This window comes from Ruegeria sp. PrR005, assembly GCF_010500245.1.
Lineage (GTDB): Bacteria > Pseudomonadota > Alphaproteobacteria > Rhodobacterales > Rhodobacteraceae > Ruegeria_B > Ruegeria_B marisflavi.
This window is the reverse complement of sequence record NZ_JAAGOX010000001.1, coordinates 129,521-146,117: the sequence shown is the minus strand read 5'-3', so window position 1 is coordinate 146,117 and position 16,597 is coordinate 129,521. Positions and strand designations below refer to the sequence as shown.

General features: G+C 64.1%; 17 protein-coding genes. 7 read left to right on the top strand and 10 right to left on the bottom strand.

Annotated features, from left to right (window positions below):
• Positions 1–48 precede the first annotated feature (48 nt).
• The 4 genes from G0P99_RS00680 to guaA form a co-directional block, all read right to left on the bottom strand.
• Positions 49–945 carry a DMT family transporter gene (locus G0P99_RS00680; protein ID WP_164126752.1) on the bottom strand — a complete coding sequence of 299 codons (897 nt, stop codon included), beginning with the start codon at positions 943–945 and terminating at the stop codon, positions 49–51.
• Positions 946–998: 53 nt separating this feature from the next.
• Positions 999–2,114, bottom strand: coding sequence for an OmpP1/FadL family transporter (locus G0P99_RS00675; protein WP_164126750.1), 1,116 nt, complete (start codon positions 2,112–2,114; stop codon positions 999–1,001).
• Positions 2,115–2,251: 137 nt separating this feature from the next.
• Positions 2,252–3,118 carry a DMT family transporter gene (locus G0P99_RS00670; protein WP_164126748.1) on the bottom strand — a complete coding sequence of 289 codons (867 nt, stop codon included), beginning with the start codon at positions 3,116–3,118 and terminating at the stop codon, positions 2,252–2,254.
• A gap of 664 nt (positions 3,119–3,782) precedes the next feature.
• Entirely contained in the window at positions 3,783–5,342 is a 1,560-nt protein-coding gene (guaA, locus tag G0P99_RS00665; RefSeq protein WP_164126746.1) for a glutamine-hydrolyzing GMP synthase, read from the bottom strand.
• 175 nt (positions 5,343–5,517) lie between these two features.
• Between guaA and G0P99_RS00660 the strand changes: the two genes are divergently transcribed.
• Positions 5,518–7,059 (top strand): trimethylamine methyltransferase family protein, encoded by a 1,542-nt coding sequence (locus G0P99_RS00660; RefSeq protein ID WP_164126744.1) that lies wholly within the window; start codon positions 5,518–5,520, stop codon positions 7,057–7,059.
• On the opposite strand, the gene G0P99_RS00655 is transcribed toward G0P99_RS00660, so the two are convergent.
• A complete protein-coding gene (locus G0P99_RS00655) occupies positions 7,060–7,359 on the bottom strand; it encodes a DUF6477 family protein (protein WP_164126743.1) in 300 nt (99 codons plus the stop codon).
• A 246-nt stretch (positions 7,360–7,605) separates the two neighbouring features.
• On the opposite strand from G0P99_RS00655, the gene G0P99_RS00650 reads away from it, so the two are divergent.
• Together G0P99_RS00650 and G0P99_RS00645 are read left to right on the top strand one after the other, a co-directional pair.
• A complete protein-coding gene (locus tag G0P99_RS00650; protein ID WP_164126741.1) occupies positions 7,606–8,760 on the top strand; it encodes a DUF6456 domain-containing protein in 1,155 nt (384 codons plus the stop codon).
• A gap of 63 nt (positions 8,761–8,823) precedes the next feature.
• Positions 8,824–9,786: a LysR substrate-binding domain-containing protein gene (locus G0P99_RS00645; protein ID WP_164126739.1), complete on the top strand. Its 963-nt coding sequence runs from the start codon at positions 8,824–8,826 to the stop codon at positions 9,784–9,786.
• A 58-nt stretch (positions 9,787–9,844) separates the two neighbouring features.
• Here the strand turns inward: G0P99_RS00645 and G0P99_RS00640 are convergent, their stop codons facing one another.
• Entirely contained in the window at positions 9,845–10,393 is a 549-nt protein-coding gene (locus tag G0P99_RS00640) for a peroxiredoxin (protein WP_164126738.1), read from the bottom strand.
• A 197-nt stretch (positions 10,394–10,590) separates the two neighbouring features.
• On the opposite strand from G0P99_RS00640, the gene lipA reads away from it, so the two are divergent.
• Entirely contained in the window at positions 10,591–11,541 is a 951-nt protein-coding gene (gene lipA, locus G0P99_RS00635) for a lipoyl synthase (protein WP_164126868.1), read from the top strand.
• Positions 11,538–12,710, top strand: coding sequence for an amidohydrolase (locus G0P99_RS00630; RefSeq protein WP_164126737.1), 1,173 nt, complete (start codon positions 11,538–11,540; stop codon positions 12,708–12,710). The genes lipA and G0P99_RS00630 overlap by 4 nt, the downstream gene beginning before the upstream one ends.
• Here the strand turns inward: G0P99_RS00630 and G0P99_RS00625 are convergent.
• Positions 12,688–13,572, bottom strand: coding sequence for a cytochrome c (locus G0P99_RS00625; protein WP_164126736.1), 885 nt, complete (start codon positions 13,570–13,572; stop codon positions 12,688–12,690). The genes G0P99_RS00630 and G0P99_RS00625 overlap by 23 nt on opposite strands.
• Before the next feature lie 55 nt (positions 13,573–13,627).
• Positions 13,628–14,104, bottom strand: coding sequence for a cytochrome c (locus G0P99_RS00620; protein ID WP_164126735.1), 477 nt, complete (start codon positions 14,102–14,104; stop codon positions 13,628–13,630).
• Between the two features lie 101 nt (positions 14,105–14,205).
• Here G0P99_RS00620 and G0P99_RS00615 point away from each other — a divergent pair, with 101 nt between their 5' ends.
• Positions 14,206–15,066 (top strand): LysR family transcriptional regulator, encoded by an 861-nt coding sequence (locus tag G0P99_RS00615; protein WP_164126734.1) that lies wholly within the window; start codon positions 14,206–14,208, stop codon positions 15,064–15,066.
• Positions 15,067–15,068: 2 nt separating this feature from the next.
• On the opposite strand, the gene G0P99_RS00610 is transcribed toward G0P99_RS00615, so the two are convergent.
• Positions 15,069–15,425: a hypothetical protein gene (locus G0P99_RS00610; protein WP_164126733.1), complete on the bottom strand. Its 357-nt coding sequence runs from the start codon at positions 15,423–15,425 to the stop codon at positions 15,069–15,071.
• 101 nt (positions 15,426–15,526) lie between these two features.
• On the bottom strand, positions 15,527–16,069 hold the full coding sequence (gene hpt / locus G0P99_RS00605) for a hypoxanthine phosphoribosyltransferase (RefSeq protein ID WP_164126732.1): 543 nt from the start codon (positions 16,067–16,069) through the stop codon (positions 15,527–15,529).
• A gap of 74 nt (positions 16,070–16,143) precedes the next feature.
• Between hpt and G0P99_RS00600 the strand changes: the two genes are divergently transcribed.
• Positions 16,144–16,590 (top strand): type II toxin-antitoxin system RatA family toxin, encoded by a 447-nt coding sequence (locus tag G0P99_RS00600; RefSeq protein WP_164126731.1) that lies wholly within the window; start codon positions 16,144–16,146, stop codon positions 16,588–16,590.
• Positions 16,591–16,597 lie beyond the last annotated feature (7 nt).

Genomic DNA, 16,597 nt, shown 5'->3' with positions numbered 1-16,597 from the left:
ACCGCTATCCCTTGTCAGGGCCGTTGTTAATGGGCGTCAGGCCCATGGTCAATCGCGGCGGCGCCGACCGTTGAGAACAATCAGACCCAGCGCAAGCAGGGCAAAACCCGCATAGGTGTTGGCCGACAGTGCCTCATGCCGCACCCAGGCGCCCAGAATGATCGCCACTGGCGGGATAACCAGCGTCACCAGCATCAGGTTCGATGCCCCGGCCATCGCCAGGACGCGGTAATACAACAGATATGCGCCTGCCGTGGCGACCAGCGAATAATACCCGACCGCGGCCCAGGTGCGCGGTTGCAGGTCGAATTGCGGCGGACCATCGACCAGCAGGGTCAGTGGCAGCATCAACAGGGTGGAGCCGGTCAGCATGCCCGCAGCGGCCAGTTGCGGTGGCAGATGGCCAAGCCGGAGCCGGGCCCAGGCGCCCGCCAGCGCATAGGACAGGGTCCCGGCCAGAACCGCCAACTGTGCTGTCGAGCGCAGGCTGAACTGGGCCAGATGCCCAAGGCCAATGGTCGTCGCGACGCCCAGAAACCCCAGCGTGACACCCGCGAGCCGCCGTTTGGTCAACCGTTCGTCGGCAAAGACCAGCGTGGCGACCAGAACCCCGAAAATGGCCGTCGTCCCGTTCAGGATCGAGGTCAGCCCGCTTTCGATATGCTGTTGCGCCCAGGCCATCAGGACAAAGGGCACCACGTTGTTGAGCGCCCCCATCACCAGAAAAGCCACCCAGATCCGGGGATCACGCGGCAGCGGGATGCGCCCGATCAACACCACCCCCCACAAGAGCAGGGCTGCCCAGAATGTCCGGTGCAGTACGGTGGTCAGAACCGGCAATTCATCCAGCGCGATGCGGATCGACAGGAACGAGGCGCCCCAGATCAGGCCGAGCAGCAACAGTTCGGCCCAGGCGCGCGGGGAAAGGGTTTTCTGATCACTCATACGCCCTTGTGCCCGACCCTGCGCCCCGGTGCGACCCGTTTCCTGCGCCTTGCTCACTTCAGCGCATAGGTGATCTGGAACCCGACGCTCCAGGCGCTGTTGCCGGTGAAGCGGGCGCCATTGTTGGTAGTGGCATCGCCCAGATCGGTATAGCGCACCCCACCCGAAATCTTGGCCTTGTCCAGCGAATAGGTGCCGCCCAGGCCGACGCTCCAGAACCCGTCAGTGGGACCAAGATCGGACAGGCTGTCGCCCGAGCGCCGCTCGTATCCCAAAGTCACCGCGCCCGAGAAAGCCTCGGAGAACTTGCGACCGATGCCCAGCGAATAGGTCACCGTATCACTGTCGTAATCGACCAGGTTGGTGAGCGGGGGATAATTGGGCGGGTTGTAGACCAGCGCGGTCCAGTCGACCCAGCGCACGCTGCCGAACAGCAGTGTGTCGGCGGCGATGCCGGTCTGGAAATCTAGGTTCACAGATTGCGGCGTGCTGATCGTGCTGGTCGAGGGCAGGGTGGCCACGAATCCGGGCGGCGCGGGGGGCGGCGGGTTCAGGCTCTCGCTTTGTTGCAGGGTATGGTCGATGGCCGAGTTATAGGTCAGCGCCACCCGGGCGGCGATATCGGGCCGCTCCCACGCGACACCCACCACATAGCCGAAATCGACCGGGCTGTCGGTGCTCACGCTATAGCCGGCAGCGGCGGGAACGGTCACGCTGGCCTCGGCCCGTTGGGCGCGCAGGCCGCCGATCACGCTCAGCCCCCGGTCAAAGCGGTAGCGGAACACGGCGGTCAGCGCGTCGGTATCGGCCTTGGCCCTGAGCACATCGCGGCGCCCGCCCGACACCGGGTTCTGCGACAGCGGATAGGCGGCGTCATAGCTGATGTCGGCGCCAAAGGGCTGGTCATAGATCAGCGCGAAGTCCAGCCGATCGGTGAGCGCTTTCTTGTAGGCGAAATGCGGGGTGACAAAGCTGTTGGACACATTGCCCGAAGGCACGCCGCCCAGGCTGCCGCTGACGCGGGGATCGGTCCAGCCCAGGCGGAACTGGATCACTTCGCCGTCCTCGAACAGTATGTTGACGCCCTGGCCCGATCGGTCAAGGCCGCCGGCCTGTGCCGCCACCGTCAGGGCGCACAAAACCAGCGCACTCGAAAGCGCGTATCTCATTGATCTCTCCCAGATATCTCCATCCCGTGCAGGTGAGGGGCTGCGGGGATTTCCCGTTACTGTGAGATCAAGTTATGAAGGTGTACAGATCGGTCAATGATTGACCGAGGGGAAGCTCGCACCGGGTTGAGCGCGCGTTACCGGGTCGTGTTCCGGGTCTCGGCCAGGATGTTGAGGTAGTTGCCACCAAAGATCACGGCTGCACCGACCAGGACCCAGATATCGAGCGGTTCGCCATAAAGCAGCATGCCGACAACCGCGATCGTGGGCAGGCGGGCAAAGTCGATGGGCACGACCACGGTGGCGGGCGCGATGGCCAGCGCATTGGTGATGCAGAAATGTGCCAGCAAGCCGGCCAGGCCGACCAGGACCAGAAACGGCGCGGTGCCAAGCGTTGGCAGCACGATCTGACCGTCATAGCCCGAGGCCACCATGCCCAGAATGGCTTGCATCACCGTGAGCCAGAACATGATGCAGCCGATGCTGGCGATCCGGGTGAGCTTCTTCGTGGAAATCGTTGTCAGAGCGAAGAAAAATGCCGACATTGCCGCCATCAGGATGCCGATGTTCAGGCTGCTGGCGCCGGGTCGGGCGACGATCAGGATGCCGATGAAGCCGATCACCGCCGCGGCCACGCGCACTCGCGTCATCCGCTCTCCCAACAAGAGCGGTGACAGCAGGATGACCCAGAGCGGCTGGGTGAATTCCAGCGCAAAAACCTGCGCCAGCGGGATCACGGTGACGGCAAAGAACCACAGGTTCTGGCCGGTGAAATGCACCGTGTTGCGCAGCGCGTGCAGGCCCAGGGCGCGGGTGCTGACCTGATGCCATTTACCGGTCAAAGTCAGGGCTAGAGAGACCACCAGCACGCCTACAAAACTGCGGTACATCATGATTTCGAACGTGTCGTGCACGGCGCTCAACTCGCGCCCGGCCACCGCCATGGCCGAGAAGGAGGCGATTGCGCCGGTCATCCAGAGCGCGGCTTTCGAGGTGCTGTTCATGAAATCTCCGTCACTCTGGCGCCGCCATCAAGACCGCCGTAGCGGGGGGCGTCAAGCCGGGAATTGACCGTTTTGTACCTGGTCCGAAAGGCGAATGTTCCGTTTTGTACAAGAGCGAACGCGGAGCAGAGACGGGTGCTGCTAACGAACTCGAAAGGTTTTGGATCCAACTTGATCGTGAATTGGTCTTGGATGTGGAGGCGGGCGAAGGTCCGGTTTCGCGTGATGGGCTTGGTTGAATAGGGCCGGGGTCCGATGCGGTCGGTCTGGTGGGACGGTCGGCCCGGGTTTGGTCGCCGGGTGGCTTGGCCTTGCTTGGCGGATGCGGTCAGTCAGCGCCGTGTTGTGAGGCGGGTTGGTTCCGCCTCGCGGCGCGGCTGGACGAGGCCGGGCACCTGATTGGTCATGCTTCGCGCGCCGGGTGCGGACGGGTTTGGTCGATTGCGTTGGGTCCAGCTCTGGGGAGTGTGTTGGGTCCAGCTCTGGGGATTGGGCCGGGTCGGGCGCGGGGTTCCTCGACCACGAGAGGCAGGTATGACCGCGCGGGACAGATACCTGATTGGCGCGTCTCCGCCCCGCGACCATGGTAGGATTAGGCCGAGTGGCCGAGGGGTATGATCCCACTCGGCAATCTGGGTCTGTCACGCCGGGGCGTCGGGGTGGATTATTCCCATTCGATGGTTCCCGGCGGTTTCGAGGTGATGTCATAGGTGCAGCGGTTGATACCCTTGACCTCGTTGATGATCCGGGTCGCGGTTTCGCCCAGGAACTCGTGGGTGAACGGGTAATAATCGGCGGTCATGCCGTCGACCGAGGTCACCGCGCGCAGCGCGCAGGCGTAATCATAGGTGCGCCCGTCGCCCATGACGCCGACGGTGCGGACGGGGAGAATGGCGACGAAAGCCTGCCAGATCTCGTCATACAGACCGTGCTTGCGGATCTGGTCGATATAGATCGCGTCGGCCTCGCGCAGGATCTCCAGCTTTTCACGGGTGATCTCGCCGGGGCAACGGATGGCCAGGCCCGGTCCGGGGAAGGGGTGGCGGCCGATGAAGCTTTGCGGCAGGCCCAGTTCGCGGCCCAGCGCGCGGACTTCGTCCTTGAACAGCTCGCGCAGCGGCTCGACCAGTTTCAGGCCCATCTTTTCCGGCAGGCCGCCCACATTGTGGTGCGATTTGATCGTCACCGACGGGCCGCCCGAGAAGGAGACCGATTCGATCACGTCCGGGTACAGCGTGCCCTGGGCCAGGAATTCGGCGCCCTCGATGGTGTCGGCATGTTTCTGGAACACGTCGATGAAGAGCTTGCCGATGATCTTGCGCTTGGTCTCGGGGTCGGACTGGCCGTCGAGCTCGCCCAGGAACAGGTCCGATTCGTCGGCATGGATAAGTTGGATGTTGTAATTGTCGCGGAACATGCCGACGACTTCGGCGGCCTCGTTCTTGCGCAAGAGCCCGTGGTCGACAAAGACGCAGGTGAGCTGGTCGCCGATCGCCTCGTGAATGAGGATCGCGGCGACGGAACTGTCGACGCCGCCCGAAAGGCCGCATATGACTTTCTTATCGCCCACCTGCTCGCGGATCTTGCGGATCATTTCCTCGCGATAGGCGCCCATGGTCCAGTCGCCCTTGAAGCCCGCCAGACGCACGAAGTTCTCGTAGAGTTTTGCGCCATTGGGGGTGTGGTGCACCTCGGGGTGGAACTGAACCGCGTAGAAATGCCTGTTGGTGTCGGCGGTGATGGCAAAGGGCGCCCCGGGCGAGGTGCCGTAGACCTCGAAGCCGGGGGCGATTTCGGCCACGTGGTCGCCGTGGCTCATCCAGACCTGTTCGCGGCCATCCGTGAACCAGCCGTCGAGAATGTCGAGCTTGCCCTTGGGGGTGACATAGGCGCGGCCGAATTCGGCGGTGCCGTGGCCGGATTCGACGCGGCCGCCCAGCTGGGTCATCATCGTCTGCTGGCCATAGCAGATCCCCAGGATCGGCACGCCATAATCGAAGATTTCCTGCGGCGCGCGCGGGGAGCCCTCGCGCGTGACGCTGTCGGGCCCGCCCGAGAAGATCACGGCCCGTGGCGCCATTTCGCGCACGAAGTCCATCGTGACATTCTGATAGGGGTGGATTTCGCAATAGACGTTCAGCTCGCGCAGGCGGCGGGCAATCAGCTGCGTTACCTGGCTGCCGAAGTCGATGATCAGAAGGCGGTCGTGGGATGTCTGGCTCATGTCAGGCTCTTAGGCCGCGCATGGGTGTTAGGCAAGGGGCCAGATGGGGGCATGCTGTCGCCTTTGTGCGCGAAACATGTCGCTTTTCCCCCGATAGCGCCGCAATCCACATTCGGGTTGGCCGCAGTCCTGATAAAAGGCGGGCAATGCTAACCAATCAGCCAGGGGATCAACCATGGAAGAGGTCAAAACTCGGCGCGCTCGCGGGGGCGGCGGTGCGGCCCGTCGGGCCGAACGCACTGCGGTGAACATCGAAACCGCCAAGTATATCGAACGCAATATCCCCAACTTCGAAGTGCTGAACGAAGAAGCACTGGAGATCATCGAGGCGAATGCCGAGACCATCCTGGCGGAGATCGGCGTCAACTTCGTCAATAACCCGGCGGCGCTGGAGCGCTGGCGGGCGGCGGGGGCCGAGGTCGAGGACGAGCGGGTGCGGATCCCGCGCGGACTGGCGCGCAAACTGTGTTCCACCGCGCCGAGCCAATTCACCCAGCATGCGCGCAACCCCGAGAAATCGGTGGTCATCGGCGGGCGCAACATGGTTCTGGCACCGGTCTATGGCCCGCCCTTCGTGCGCGACGCCCAGGGCGGCCGCCGCTATGCCACCATGGCCGATTTCGAGAAATTCGTGAAACTGGCCTATATGTCGAAATGGTTGCACCATTCCGGCGGCACGGTCTGTGAACCCACCGACATTCCGGTGAACAAGCGGCATCTGGACATGCTGATGGCGCATATGACGCTGAGCGACAAGCCGTTCATGGGCTCGGTCACGGCACCCGAGCGGGCGCAGGATTCGGTCGAGATGTGCGAGATCCTGTTCGGCAAGGAGTTCGTGCGCGACAACACGGTGATGACCTCGCTGGTCAACATCAACTCTCCCATGACGTTCGACGACATCATGATGGGCGCGCTGGAGGTCTATGCGGCCAACAACCAGGCCGCGATCATCTCTCCGTTCATCGTGGGTGGCGCCATGGCGCCGGTGTCGGTGGCGGGTACGTTGACCCAGGTTCTGGCAGAGGTTCTGGCCGGTGTCGCTTATAGCCAGCTGGTTCGCCCGGGCGCGCCGGTGATCTTTGGCGCGTTTGTGTCGTCGATCGACATGAATTCGGGCGCGCCGACATTCGGCACGCCAGAGGCGTCGCTGATCACCTATGGCGCGGGACAGCTGGCGCGGCGGCTGAACCTGCCTTACCGTTCGGCCGGGTCGTTCTGCGGCTCGAAACTGCCCGATGCGCAGGCGGCTTACGAGACCGCGAACTCGCTGAACATGGGGCTCCTGGCGGGCGTGAACTTCATGCTGCACGCCTGTGGCTGGCTGGAAGGCGGTCTGGTCGCGGATTTCGAGAAATTCGTGATGGATGCCGATCAGCTGGGCGTGCTGCACGGGTTGGCCAAGGGCATCGCCGTCGACGTCAACGCACAGGCGATGGACGCGATCCGCGAAGTTGGGCCGGGTGGCCATTACCTGGGCTGTGCCCACACCCAGGCCAACTTCAAGTCCGCCTTCTGGAAGACCGAACTGCTGGATTACAAGCCGTTTGAAACCTGGGAAGAGGAAGGCGCACGCGATACCTATGCCCTGGCCTCGAACCGCGTTGAAAAGCTGCTGGCGACGTATCGCCAGCCGGAGCTTTCGCAGGATGTCGCCGAGGCGCTGGCTGCCTATGTGGCCGAGAAGAAGGCCTCGATGCCGGACTCGTTCATGTAACTAGAGAAGGTGCGAGGCGCGGCTTGCCTGGAGCAGCTCCGCCTCGCCCATCATTGCGATCAGAAGATCCACGTGACGGGTCAGCGTGTAACCGGCATCGTCGGCGCGGCGCTGTTCGTCCACCTCGCGTTCCAGCTCGATCAGGCGCAGCAGCGCGGCGGCGGGACGCGGCAGGCTGCCATATCCCAGAATTCTTTGCAGATGGCGTTCGCGATTATAGGTGGACTGCCCAAACCGTGCCGCGCGGATCAACAGCCGCGGCCGGCTCAGCGTCGTCAACATGGTCAACAGATCTTGCATGGCGAAACCTCATTGGCGTTTGAAATCGTTTCCGCCTTCTTTTTGACACAACCATTAAGGGTGTTGCGCCGCATTGGAAACTACCGAACGGTGAAGTCACTGCTGTTTATGATTTCGAAACAATCATGGTCCTCATCAGGCGTTTCTTAACCAACAGGTAACGAAAACAACCATAGGGTGTGTTAATAACCTGGGGGATAACGCTGTATAAGAAGGTCAGTTCTATTGTCGTTGAGGGCGGAAACAATGGTGAGCCAAGTGGTAACCCAGGTTCCGGAGTGGGTTCCGGAGAATGCGCAACGCTACCTCGCGCATACCGAGGCCGGGTATTCGATTCGTGATCTGGCGCGGGGGGCGGGGTGTCATGCATCGACGGTGATGCGGCAGATTCGCAAGGTCGAGTTGCGCCGGGACGATCCGCTGGTGGATGCGGCCCTGCATGCCCTGGCCGCCGCGCATTTCCCGCCTTTGCGCACAAGAACGGACGCCAACCCTGCCAGCGGATTCAACCCAGAGGATCATGCCCCGATGCCTTCCTTGGCCATGCCGTCCAAAGACACGCCGAACGATACGACCTTTGACCAGGAGGCGATCCGGATCCTGCGTCGCATGTGCGAGAGCGGGGCGGTTCTGGCCGTGGCCGAGGACATGGACAAGGCCGTGGTTGTGCGCGACGACGGGCAGGGCGGCAGCACCCGCACCGCTGTGGTGGATTGCACGATTGCACAGGCGCTGGCGCTGAAGGACTGGATCGCCTGTGACCAGCCGGGCCGGATCAGCCGTTATTACGTTACCTCGGCGGGCCGCGCCGCGCTGGGGCGGTTGTTGGCCGAGGCCGAGAACCGGGCGCGGGTGCAGAAGGATGGCTTTGCAGAAGCGCAAAGCGCGTTTTCTGGCCCGGCGCGCCGGGTGGCGGAACCGGCCACAGGTGACGACATGGCCGAGCGGCCCCGGCGCGTGCGATACAACGCGGTGGAAAGCCCGCTGATCGCGCTGGCCCGGCGCAAGGATCGCGATGGCAGCCCGTTTCTGAGCGACAGGCTGGTGCGGGCGGGCGAGCGGCTGCGCGAGGATTTCGAACTGGCGCAGATGGGGCCGAATGTCACCCAGGACTGGGGGCGGTTCCTGACCGCGGGCGTGCGTTCAGAGTATTCTCCGGATCGGCGGGGCGGGCATGGGCCCGAGGCGGCCCGCGACCGGGTTGCCCGGGCGCTGGCGGAACTGGGGCCGGGGCTGAGCGATGTGGCGTTGCGGTGCTGCTGTTATCTGGAAGGGCTGGAACTGGCGGAAAAGCGCATGGGCTGGTCGGCGCGATCGGGCAAGATCGTCTTGCGGATCGCCTTGCAGCGCCTGCGCCGCCATTACGACGAGCAGCACGAGAAGGATCAGTACATCGGCTGATCCCTTGGTCCTGGTGGCGGCCCGGTGTTGTGAAATCGCCGGGGTGGTGCCACATAGTGGGCCATGAATTTCACCCTTCGCCAGCTGCGCTATTTCATCGCCCTTGCCGAACAGCGCAACTTTGGCCGCGCGGCCGAGGTTTGCCATGTGTCACAGCCAGCCCTGTCGGTGCAGATCCGGGCGCTGGAGGATTGTGTCGGCGGGCGTCTGGTAGAGCGTCGCGCCCGCGATGTGGTGCTGACGCCGTTTGGCCGCACCGTGTTGCCGCTGGTGCAACAGGTGCTGGCCAATGCCGAACGGCTGGATCGGTTTGCCCAGGCACAGGCGGGTGAGGGGACCTTGTCGCTTGGGCTTATTCCGACGATGGCCCCCTATCTGCTGCCTGGGGTTCTGGCCGAGCTGAGGGCGCGGAACCTGTCGCTGAAAATCCACGTGCGCGAGGCGCGGACCGAGCAGCTGCTGGCGGCGCTGAACAAGGGCGAGCTGGATGCCGCGGTGCTGGCCTTGCCGGTGGCGCAGGCCGGGTTGACGGCTGTCGAACTCTTCGAGGACCGGTTTCTGCTGGCAGGATCGGCGGCGCGGCTGGAGCGGTTGCAACAGGAGACCGCGCGCATCCGGCCGACCGATCTGCAACCCGCGCAGCTGATGTTGCTGGAGGACGGGCATTGTCTGACCGATCAGGCGCTGGAGGTCTGCGGCCATGACCGGAACGCGGCCGGGATCAATATGGGGGCGTCATCGCTGGGGACGCTGTCGCGTCTGGTCGCTGCCGGGTTCGGGATGACCCTGATGCCGGAACTGGCCGCCCGGGCCGAGGCCGCAGCGGTGCCCGATCTGTGCCTGCACCGGTTTCCGATGCCCGAACCGCGTCGAATCGTCGGGCTGGCCCGGCGCATCTCGACCTATCGCGAAAGCTGGTTTGACGACCTGGTTGCAGTAATCCGGGCCGTAGGACAGGAGATCGTCACGGCCGCGCGCAACGGCGAGGCAGATCCGCCCTCAGTGGAAGATCCGACGCGGGCGTGACCGCCCGAGCCAGTGGGACAGGGGCGGCCATCGGCGATGGCCGCCGGAGCCGTCTGGGTCAGGCCGCGACCTCGGCATTTGCGGCGACCAGCCAGTTCAGCACGGTCTCGGGCGACGAGACGCCATAGGGGTCCTCGGGGCAGTTGTCCATCAGGCCGGGCTCTTCGAACCAGGCCTCGATCTTGCCGTCGTTGACAATGGCTGCATAGCGCCACGAGCGCATGCCGAAACCCAGATTGTCCTTGTCGACGAGCATGCCCATCTTGCGGGTAAACTCGCCCGAGCCATCGGGGATCACGGTGACGTTCTTGAGCCCCTGCGCCTCGGCCCATTTGTTCATGACAAAGCTGTCATTCACCGACATGCAATAGATCGCGTCGATGCCCTGGGCCTGGAAATCGGCAAAGCCGTTTTCGAAACCGGGCAGTTGATAGGTCGAGCAGGTGGGGGTAAAGGCGCCGGGCAGCGAAAAGAGCACCACGCGCTTGCCTGCGAAATAGTCGGCGGTGGTCATGTCCTGCCAGCGATAGGGGTTCGGGCCACCAACGGACTCGTCCCGTACCCGGGTGCGGAAGGTGACAATGGGAAGGGATGCTCCGGTCTTCATCAGACGATCTCCTTGGAAATTCAATTGGTCGGGCGAGGGTTAGAGCGATTCCAGATCGGCTTCAACCGTGGAAATGCTGCATGTGCAGCATCGTGCCGCATGGCAAATGCATGGCGGCCATGCAGCCATGGTCTTACCTGTTACGCCGCGTTATGTTAGAGGGTGCCGCAACCGTTTCAGCCAAGGGAAACCCGCCCGTGCGTGACCTGAAGATCCCCGAGCAGCGCCACCCCGAAAAGGCGCATCGCCCCGACCAGGCGCAACCCAAGAAACCGGACTGGATCCGGGTCAAGGCGCCGGGGGGCAAGGGCTATGCCGATACCCGCCGGATCATGCGCGACAACAATCTGGTCACCGTGTGTGAAGAGGCCGGATGCCCCAATGTCGGCGAATGCTGGAGCCAGGGCCACGCCACCATGATGATCATGGGCGAGATCTGTACCCGCGGCTGCACCTTCTGCAATATTGCCACCGGACGGCCCGACGCGCTGGATGCCTTCGAGCCGGGCCGGGTGGCCCATGCGGTCGAGAAACTGGGGCTGAACCATGTGGTGATCACCAGCGTCGACCGCGATGATCTGGACGATGGCGGGGCCGAGCATTTTGCTCAGACCATCCGCGCCATCCGGCATCGCAGCCCCTCGACCACGATCGAGATCCTGACGCCCGATTTCCTGAAATGCGCGCCCGAGGTTCTGGAGGTCGTCGTCGCGGCGAAACCGGATGTGTTCAACCACAATCTGGAAACCGTGCCGGGCCTGTATCCCGAGGTGCGCCCCGGCGCGCGCTATTTCCATTCGCTGCGCCTGCTTCAGCGGGTCAAGGAACTGGACCCGTCGATCTTTACCAAGTCGGGTATCATGGTCGGCCTCGGCGAGACCGAACAGCAGGTGCGCCAGGTGATGGACGACATGCGCGCCGCCGATATCGATTTCCTGACCATCGGCCAGTATCTGCAACCGACGCCAAAACACCACCGGGTTGACCGTTTTGTGACGCCCGAGGAGTTCGCGTCTTATGAGAAAGCCGCCTATGGCAAGGGCTTCCTGATGGTCTCGGCAACGCCGCTGACGCGGTCGTCCTACCACGCGGGCGACGATTTTGCGCGCCTGCGGGACGCAAGGCAGAAGAAGCTCGGTCTGGCATGACGCCCGACGATCTGGCGCGGCTGACGGCGCTGCGCCATACGCTGCACCGCGCGCCCGAGATTTCGGGCGCCGAGGCGCACACAGCCGCCATGGTGGCGGGGCTGTTGCGTGACATGGGGGCCGACCGGGTGCTGACCGGTCTGGGCGGGCACGGGGTGGTTGCGGTCTTTGACAGCGGCGTCGCGGGACCCAGTGTCGGTATCCGCTGCGAGCTGGACGCGCTGCCCATTCCCGAAGAGACCGGCTTGACCTATGCCAGCGAGACGCCGGGCCACGGGCATCTATGCGGTCATGACGGCCATATGGTCATTGTGCTGGCAGTGGCCGAGACGCTGGCGGCGCGGCGCCCGGCACGGGGCCGTGCGATCCTGATCTTTCAACCGGCGGAAGAGACCGGCAAGGGCGCCATGGCGCTGCGGGCCGATCCGCGCTTTGCCGAAGTGGCGCCCGATACGGTGCTGTCGCTGCATAACCTGCCGGGATTGCCGCTGGGCGCGGTCGAGCTTTGCGCGCGCGCGGCCAACTGCGCCTCGCGCGGGATGGCGATCCGGCTTTTTGGCAAAACCTCGCATGCGGCGGCGCCGCAGGATGGGCTGTCGCCCGCTGCGGTGATGGCCGCGCTGATGCCGCGGCTCGCGGCGCTGGGGCCGGGTGGGGCGCTGGACGATGGCTTTGCCTTGACCACGCTGACCCATGCCCGGCTGGGCGAGCCGACATTCGGCGTGGCACCGGGCGAGGGCGCGCTCTGGGTCACGTTGCGCACTGTCACCGATGCGCGCATGGCGGCGCTGGTGAGTGAGGCCGAGGCGCTGGTACGCGCCCATGCGCAACCGGCCGGGCTACGGGTCGAGATCGCTTATGACGACGTGTTCGAGGCCTGCACCAACCATCCCGCCGCAGTCGATCTGCTGGCCGAGGCCTGCCGTGCGGGGAATGTACCGCTGCATTTGACGGAGCAGCCGCAGAAATTCTCGGAGGATTTCGGGCAGTTCGGCAAGGGGGCCGAGGCCGCGATGCTGTGGCTGGGGGCGGGGAGCAACCATCCGCAATTGCACAACCCCGATTACGACTTTCCCGATGCGCTGATCCCGGTGGGGGCCGGTATCTTTGAACGCGCGCTGCGTGCGGTGCTGGGGACCGGCCCGGTCAATTCACAGGCAGCGCCTTGAGATAGGCGGCAATGGCCGCGCGGTCCTCGGTCGGCAGTTGCGCGGTGTTCTGGATCACCTCGGCCATGGCGCCACCGGCACTGTCGTAATCGGGGGTGAACCCGGTTTCCAGGTAATAGGCTATGTCCTCGGCGCTCCATTTCAGCGTCTTGGGCGTCAGGTCGGGAAAGCGGCCCTTGCTGCCGGGGATCGGCCCGCCAGACAGCCACTTGTCACGTTGCAACCCGCCTAGCGCGTCACGCGGGGTGTGACACTCGCCGCAATGGCCCAGTGCCTCGACCAGGTAACGCCCGCGTGCGATCTGGTCGTCGGCGGGGTCGGTCATCACCCAGCCCTTGCCCGTATTGAGCTGTTTCCACATCCCCAGGCCCCGCCGGATGTTGAAGGGGAAGCCCACGTCATGCGCCCGGCTGGGCGTGTTCGACACGGGCAGGGTGATCAGGTAGGCGTGCAGATCGGCGATATCGCCCAATTCCGCATTGGCATAAGAAACATAGGGAAAGGCGGGGTAATAGTGCTGCCCCTCGGGCGAGGTGCCGTGTTGCATCGCGTTGGCCAGATCCAGCACGCTCCAGCCGCCGATCCCGTGTTCGGGAGAAGGCGAGATATTGGGGGCGTAGAAGGTGCCGAAGGGGCTGGCAAAGCCCTCGCCCCCGGCCAGAATCAGCCGCGCTTCGCCCTCGGCCCCCGGCGCGGCGTGGCACGAGGCACAACCAGCGGCGGCAAAGACCAGCGCGCCGCGCGTGGCATCGCCTGTGGTGCCGTTCAGGGCGTCCTGGGCAAGCCGTTCGGGTCGGGTGAGCAGCCAGAAAACCGCCAGTCCGGCGAGCGCCAGAATGGCGCCTATCCGCAAGAGCCGCATCCGCCCCTCCGTCTGAAAAATACCGGTCCCAGTCTAGCCGGGACCGGCGCGCGCGTCACTCTTCGGCGCGGAAGGACTTGTGGCAGGCGCCGCAAGAGGCGCCCACCGGGCCGATCGCGCCCCGCAGCGCTTCGAGATCGGTGCCGGCGGCGGCCTGAAGAGCCGCGACCGCCTCGCCCATGGCCTGGGACTTGGCGCCAATATCCGAATCGGCGGCCCAGATGGCGGGCAGGGCGCGGGTGCCTTCGACCGAGGCATTGTCCGACCCGGCGGGCCAGGCGGTGGGCATCCAGATCGACTTGGCGGCAGCAAGGTTGTTGGCGGCCAGCGCGGCGGCCTCGGCATCGTATTCCGCCTCGCCCTTGGCCATGGCGCCCAGGATGCCGAGGTTGAAGGCATAGAGCGTCATCTGCGCCTGGCGCGCCTTGATCTCGCGGGCGAACTCGCCCTGCGAATGGCTTGCTGCAAAACCGACGCCGGTCATGGCGACCAGCGCGGCGGCTGCAACGGAAATTCTGGCTTTCGAAAACATGTACCGTCTCCACTGTTGGATTGAAATTTGGCGACAGGGATTAGTTTATCTGTGATGGTAACTCGGAGTAGTCAGAGTTTTTGTCTAAAGGGTACGTATTCTTGCACAGATTGAACTGGGATGATCTTCAATATGTTCTGGCCGTCGCGGATGCCCAAAGCGTTGCGGGCGCCGCGCGTGAGCTGGGGGTGAACCACGCCACCGTTCTGCGGCGAATCGCGGCGTTTGAGGAAAGCGTCGGAACCGTGGTGTTCGACCGGACACCGCGCGGATATGCGTTACGTCCTGATCGGCTCCGGCTGATCGCGGCGGCGCGGGAGGTTGGGCAGGCGGTCACCTCGGTCTGTAACCTGGCCGATGGGCTCGATGCGCCTCTGGGCGGGCATGCACGGGTGACATCCACCGACACGCTGTGCCAGACGGTGTTGCCCGAGATTCTGGCGGAGCTGTGCGGTAAGACGGCCGAGCTGCAATTGTCGCTGATTTCCACCAACAGTCACCTTAACCTGTCCCGGCTCGAAGCCGAGTTGACGGTGCGACCCGCAAGGGACTTGCCCGAGGGGCTGGTCGGAGAGTCGCCCGTTTCCATGCATTTTGCGGCTTATGCCTTGCCCGGTCGTGCCGATCTGGGCTGGCTCGGGTTTGACGGGCCGATGCGGCGATCCACCGCCTGGGCCTGGCTGGAGCCGCAGCTGGACAAGGGCAAGATCGTCGCGTCGGGGGACAGTTTCCTGGTGCTGCGGGAACTGGTCGCCCGGGGGTTGGGCAAGGCGCTGCTGCCGGTCTTCGTGGGGCGCAGGGATCCGAGGCTGGAACAGATCGACATCGACCTGCCGGGCAACCTGGCCACGCCGATCTGGGTCGCGTGTCACGAGGATCTGGCCAATGTTCCGCGCCTGATGCGGATTCGCAGACTATTGTGCGAGGCGCTCGAGGCGCGGGCGGCCGATTTCGCGGACTGAGGCTACTTCAACAGGTCGGAGACGATGCCGACGGCGTCGATCACGGTGCGGGAATCCTCGTAGATCGACACGATATCGTCATCAATCCGGATGTAGCGCTGACCGGGTGGCAGCGGCTTGAGCTTCCATTTGTCGAGGTCGTCGATGTAGTCAAACTTGAGGTCGCCGGGGAGTTTTGCACCTCGTGTGTAGCGCTTGATCTGGCCGGGTGGGATCACCTTGGGGCCGTTCGACTTGTCAATCTTGACCTTGTCGGCCCCCTTGGCCTTGCCTTTGCCCTTGTCATCCTTGGCCTCGGCAAGACCTGCCGAAAATGCCAGAGACAGCATGCATAGAAATGCGGTCATACCTTTTGCCATGGCCAGAGCCTCCTTCTGCCGGGAAGCCAAGCCTAGCCCCGACCGTGTTTGAATCAAAGGGTTTTCATGGCGGGCGGGCCGCAGTCCGTGACTGCGGCTCCTTACCCCTCGACGAAGCGGACCTTGCCGATGAAGGGCAGGTTGCGGTTGCGTTGGGCAAAGTCGATGCCATAGCCCACGACGAATTCATCAGGGATCTCGAAGCCGATCCAGTCGGAGCGGAAATCGACCTCGCGCCGGCTGGGCTTGTCCAGCAGCGCGATGGATTTCAACCGCTTGGGCATCCGGCTGAGCAGCAGATGGGTGACATGGTTCAGCGTGTGGCCGGTGTCGACGATATCCTCGACCACGAGCACATCGCGCCCCTCGATCGGGCTGCGCAGGTCCTTGAGGATGCGCACCTCGCGGCTCGATTCCATCGCGTCGCCATAGGAGGAAGCTTCGAGGAAATCGACCTCGATCGGCAGATCGAGTTCGCGCACCAGATCGGCGATGAAGACGAAGCTGCCGCGCAACAGGCCCACAACGACCAGCTTGTCGGTATCGGCGAACTCGGTCTGGATCTCGCGGCACAGCGCCTCGATCCGGGCCGCGATGGCCTTGGCCGATATCATCTCGTCAATCACATAAGCGCGGTCCGTCATCGCAGCCCCCTTGATCTTTGGCGCGCAACATACGACATGACGCGCCATTGTCATCAACAAATGCCCAAGGATCGATGCCCACACATTCGGAAACCCGACACCTGCCGTATAGTGCCCAGCAGATGTATGACCTGGTTGCCGATGTGGCCAAGTACCCCGAGTTCCTGCCCTGGTGCGCGGCGGCCCGCATCCGCCGGACCACGCCAGCGGGCGAGGCGGTGGTGATGGAGGCGGATCTGGTGATCTCGTTCAAGGTGTTCCGCGAGCGGTTCGGCAGCCGGGTGACCCTGTTCCCCGCGCAGATGCGGATCGACACCGAGTATCTGGACGGGCCGTTCAAGTACATGAAATCGGACTGGGCCTTTGCGGATGCGCCTGGGAGCGGCTGCGAAGTGTCGTTTCATGTGGATTTCGAATTCAAGAACGCCCTGCTGCAAGGGGTGATCGGGATCGTGTTCAACGAGGCGATGCACCGGATCGTGCGCGCGTTCGAGGAACGGGCACGGGCGCTTTACGCCTGAGCGATGA

What these genes read in the sequence shown, in the direction of transcription:
- G0P99_RS00660 (WP_164126744.1), top strand. Translation starts at nt 5,518, where the DNA reads ATGGAAGAGGTCAAAACTCGGCGCGCTCGCGGGGGCGGCGGTGCGGCC.
- G0P99_RS00680 (WP_164126752.1), bottom strand. Translation starts at nt 945, where the DNA reads ATGAGTGATCAGAAAACCCTTTCCCCGCGCGCCTGGGCCGAACTGTTG.
- G0P99_RS00610 (WP_164126733.1), bottom strand. Translation starts at nt 15,425, where the DNA reads ATGGCAAAAGGTATGACCGCATTTCTATGCATGCTGTCTCTGGCATTT.
- guaA (WP_164126746.1), bottom strand. Translation starts at nt 5,342, where the DNA reads ATGAGCCAGACATCCCACGACCGCCTTCTGATCATCGACTTCGGCAGC.
- G0P99_RS00620 (WP_164126735.1), bottom strand. Translation starts at nt 14,104, where the DNA reads ATGTTTTCGAAAGCCAGAATTTCCGTTGCAGCCGCCGCGCTGGTCGCC.
- G0P99_RS00650 (WP_164126741.1), top strand. Translation starts at nt 7,606, where the DNA reads ATGGTGAGCCAAGTGGTAACCCAGGTTCCGGAGTGGGTTCCGGAGAAT.
- hpt (WP_164126732.1), bottom strand. Translation starts at nt 16,069, where the DNA reads ATGACGGACCGCGCTTATGTGATTGACGAGATGATATCGGCCAAGGCC.
- G0P99_RS00675 (WP_164126750.1), bottom strand. Translation starts at nt 2,114, where the DNA reads ATGAGATACGCGCTTTCGAGTGCGCTGGTTTTGTGCGCCCTGACGGTG.
- G0P99_RS00640 (WP_164126738.1), bottom strand. Translation starts at nt 10,393, where the DNA reads ATGAAGACCGGAGCATCCCTTCCCATTGTCACCTTCCGCACCCGGGTA.
- G0P99_RS00670 (WP_164126748.1), bottom strand. Translation starts at nt 3,118, where the DNA reads ATGAACAGCACCTCGAAAGCCGCGCTCTGGATGACCGGCGCAATCGCC.
- G0P99_RS00630 (WP_164126737.1), top strand. Translation starts at nt 11,538, where the DNA reads ATGACGCCCGACGATCTGGCGCGGCTGACGGCGCTGCGCCATACGCTG.
- G0P99_RS00600 (WP_164126731.1), top strand. Translation starts at nt 16,144, where the DNA reads ATGCCCACACATTCGGAAACCCGACACCTGCCGTATAGTGCCCAGCAG.
- G0P99_RS00625 (WP_164126736.1), bottom strand. Translation starts at nt 13,572, where the DNA reads ATGCGGCTCTTGCGGATAGGCGCCATTCTGGCGCTCGCCGGACTGGCG.
- G0P99_RS00655 (WP_164126743.1), bottom strand. Translation starts at nt 7,359, where the DNA reads ATGCAAGATCTGTTGACCATGTTGACGACGCTGAGCCGGCCGCGGCTG.
- G0P99_RS00645 (WP_164126739.1), top strand. Translation starts at nt 8,824, where the DNA reads ATGAATTTCACCCTTCGCCAGCTGCGCTATTTCATCGCCCTTGCCGAA.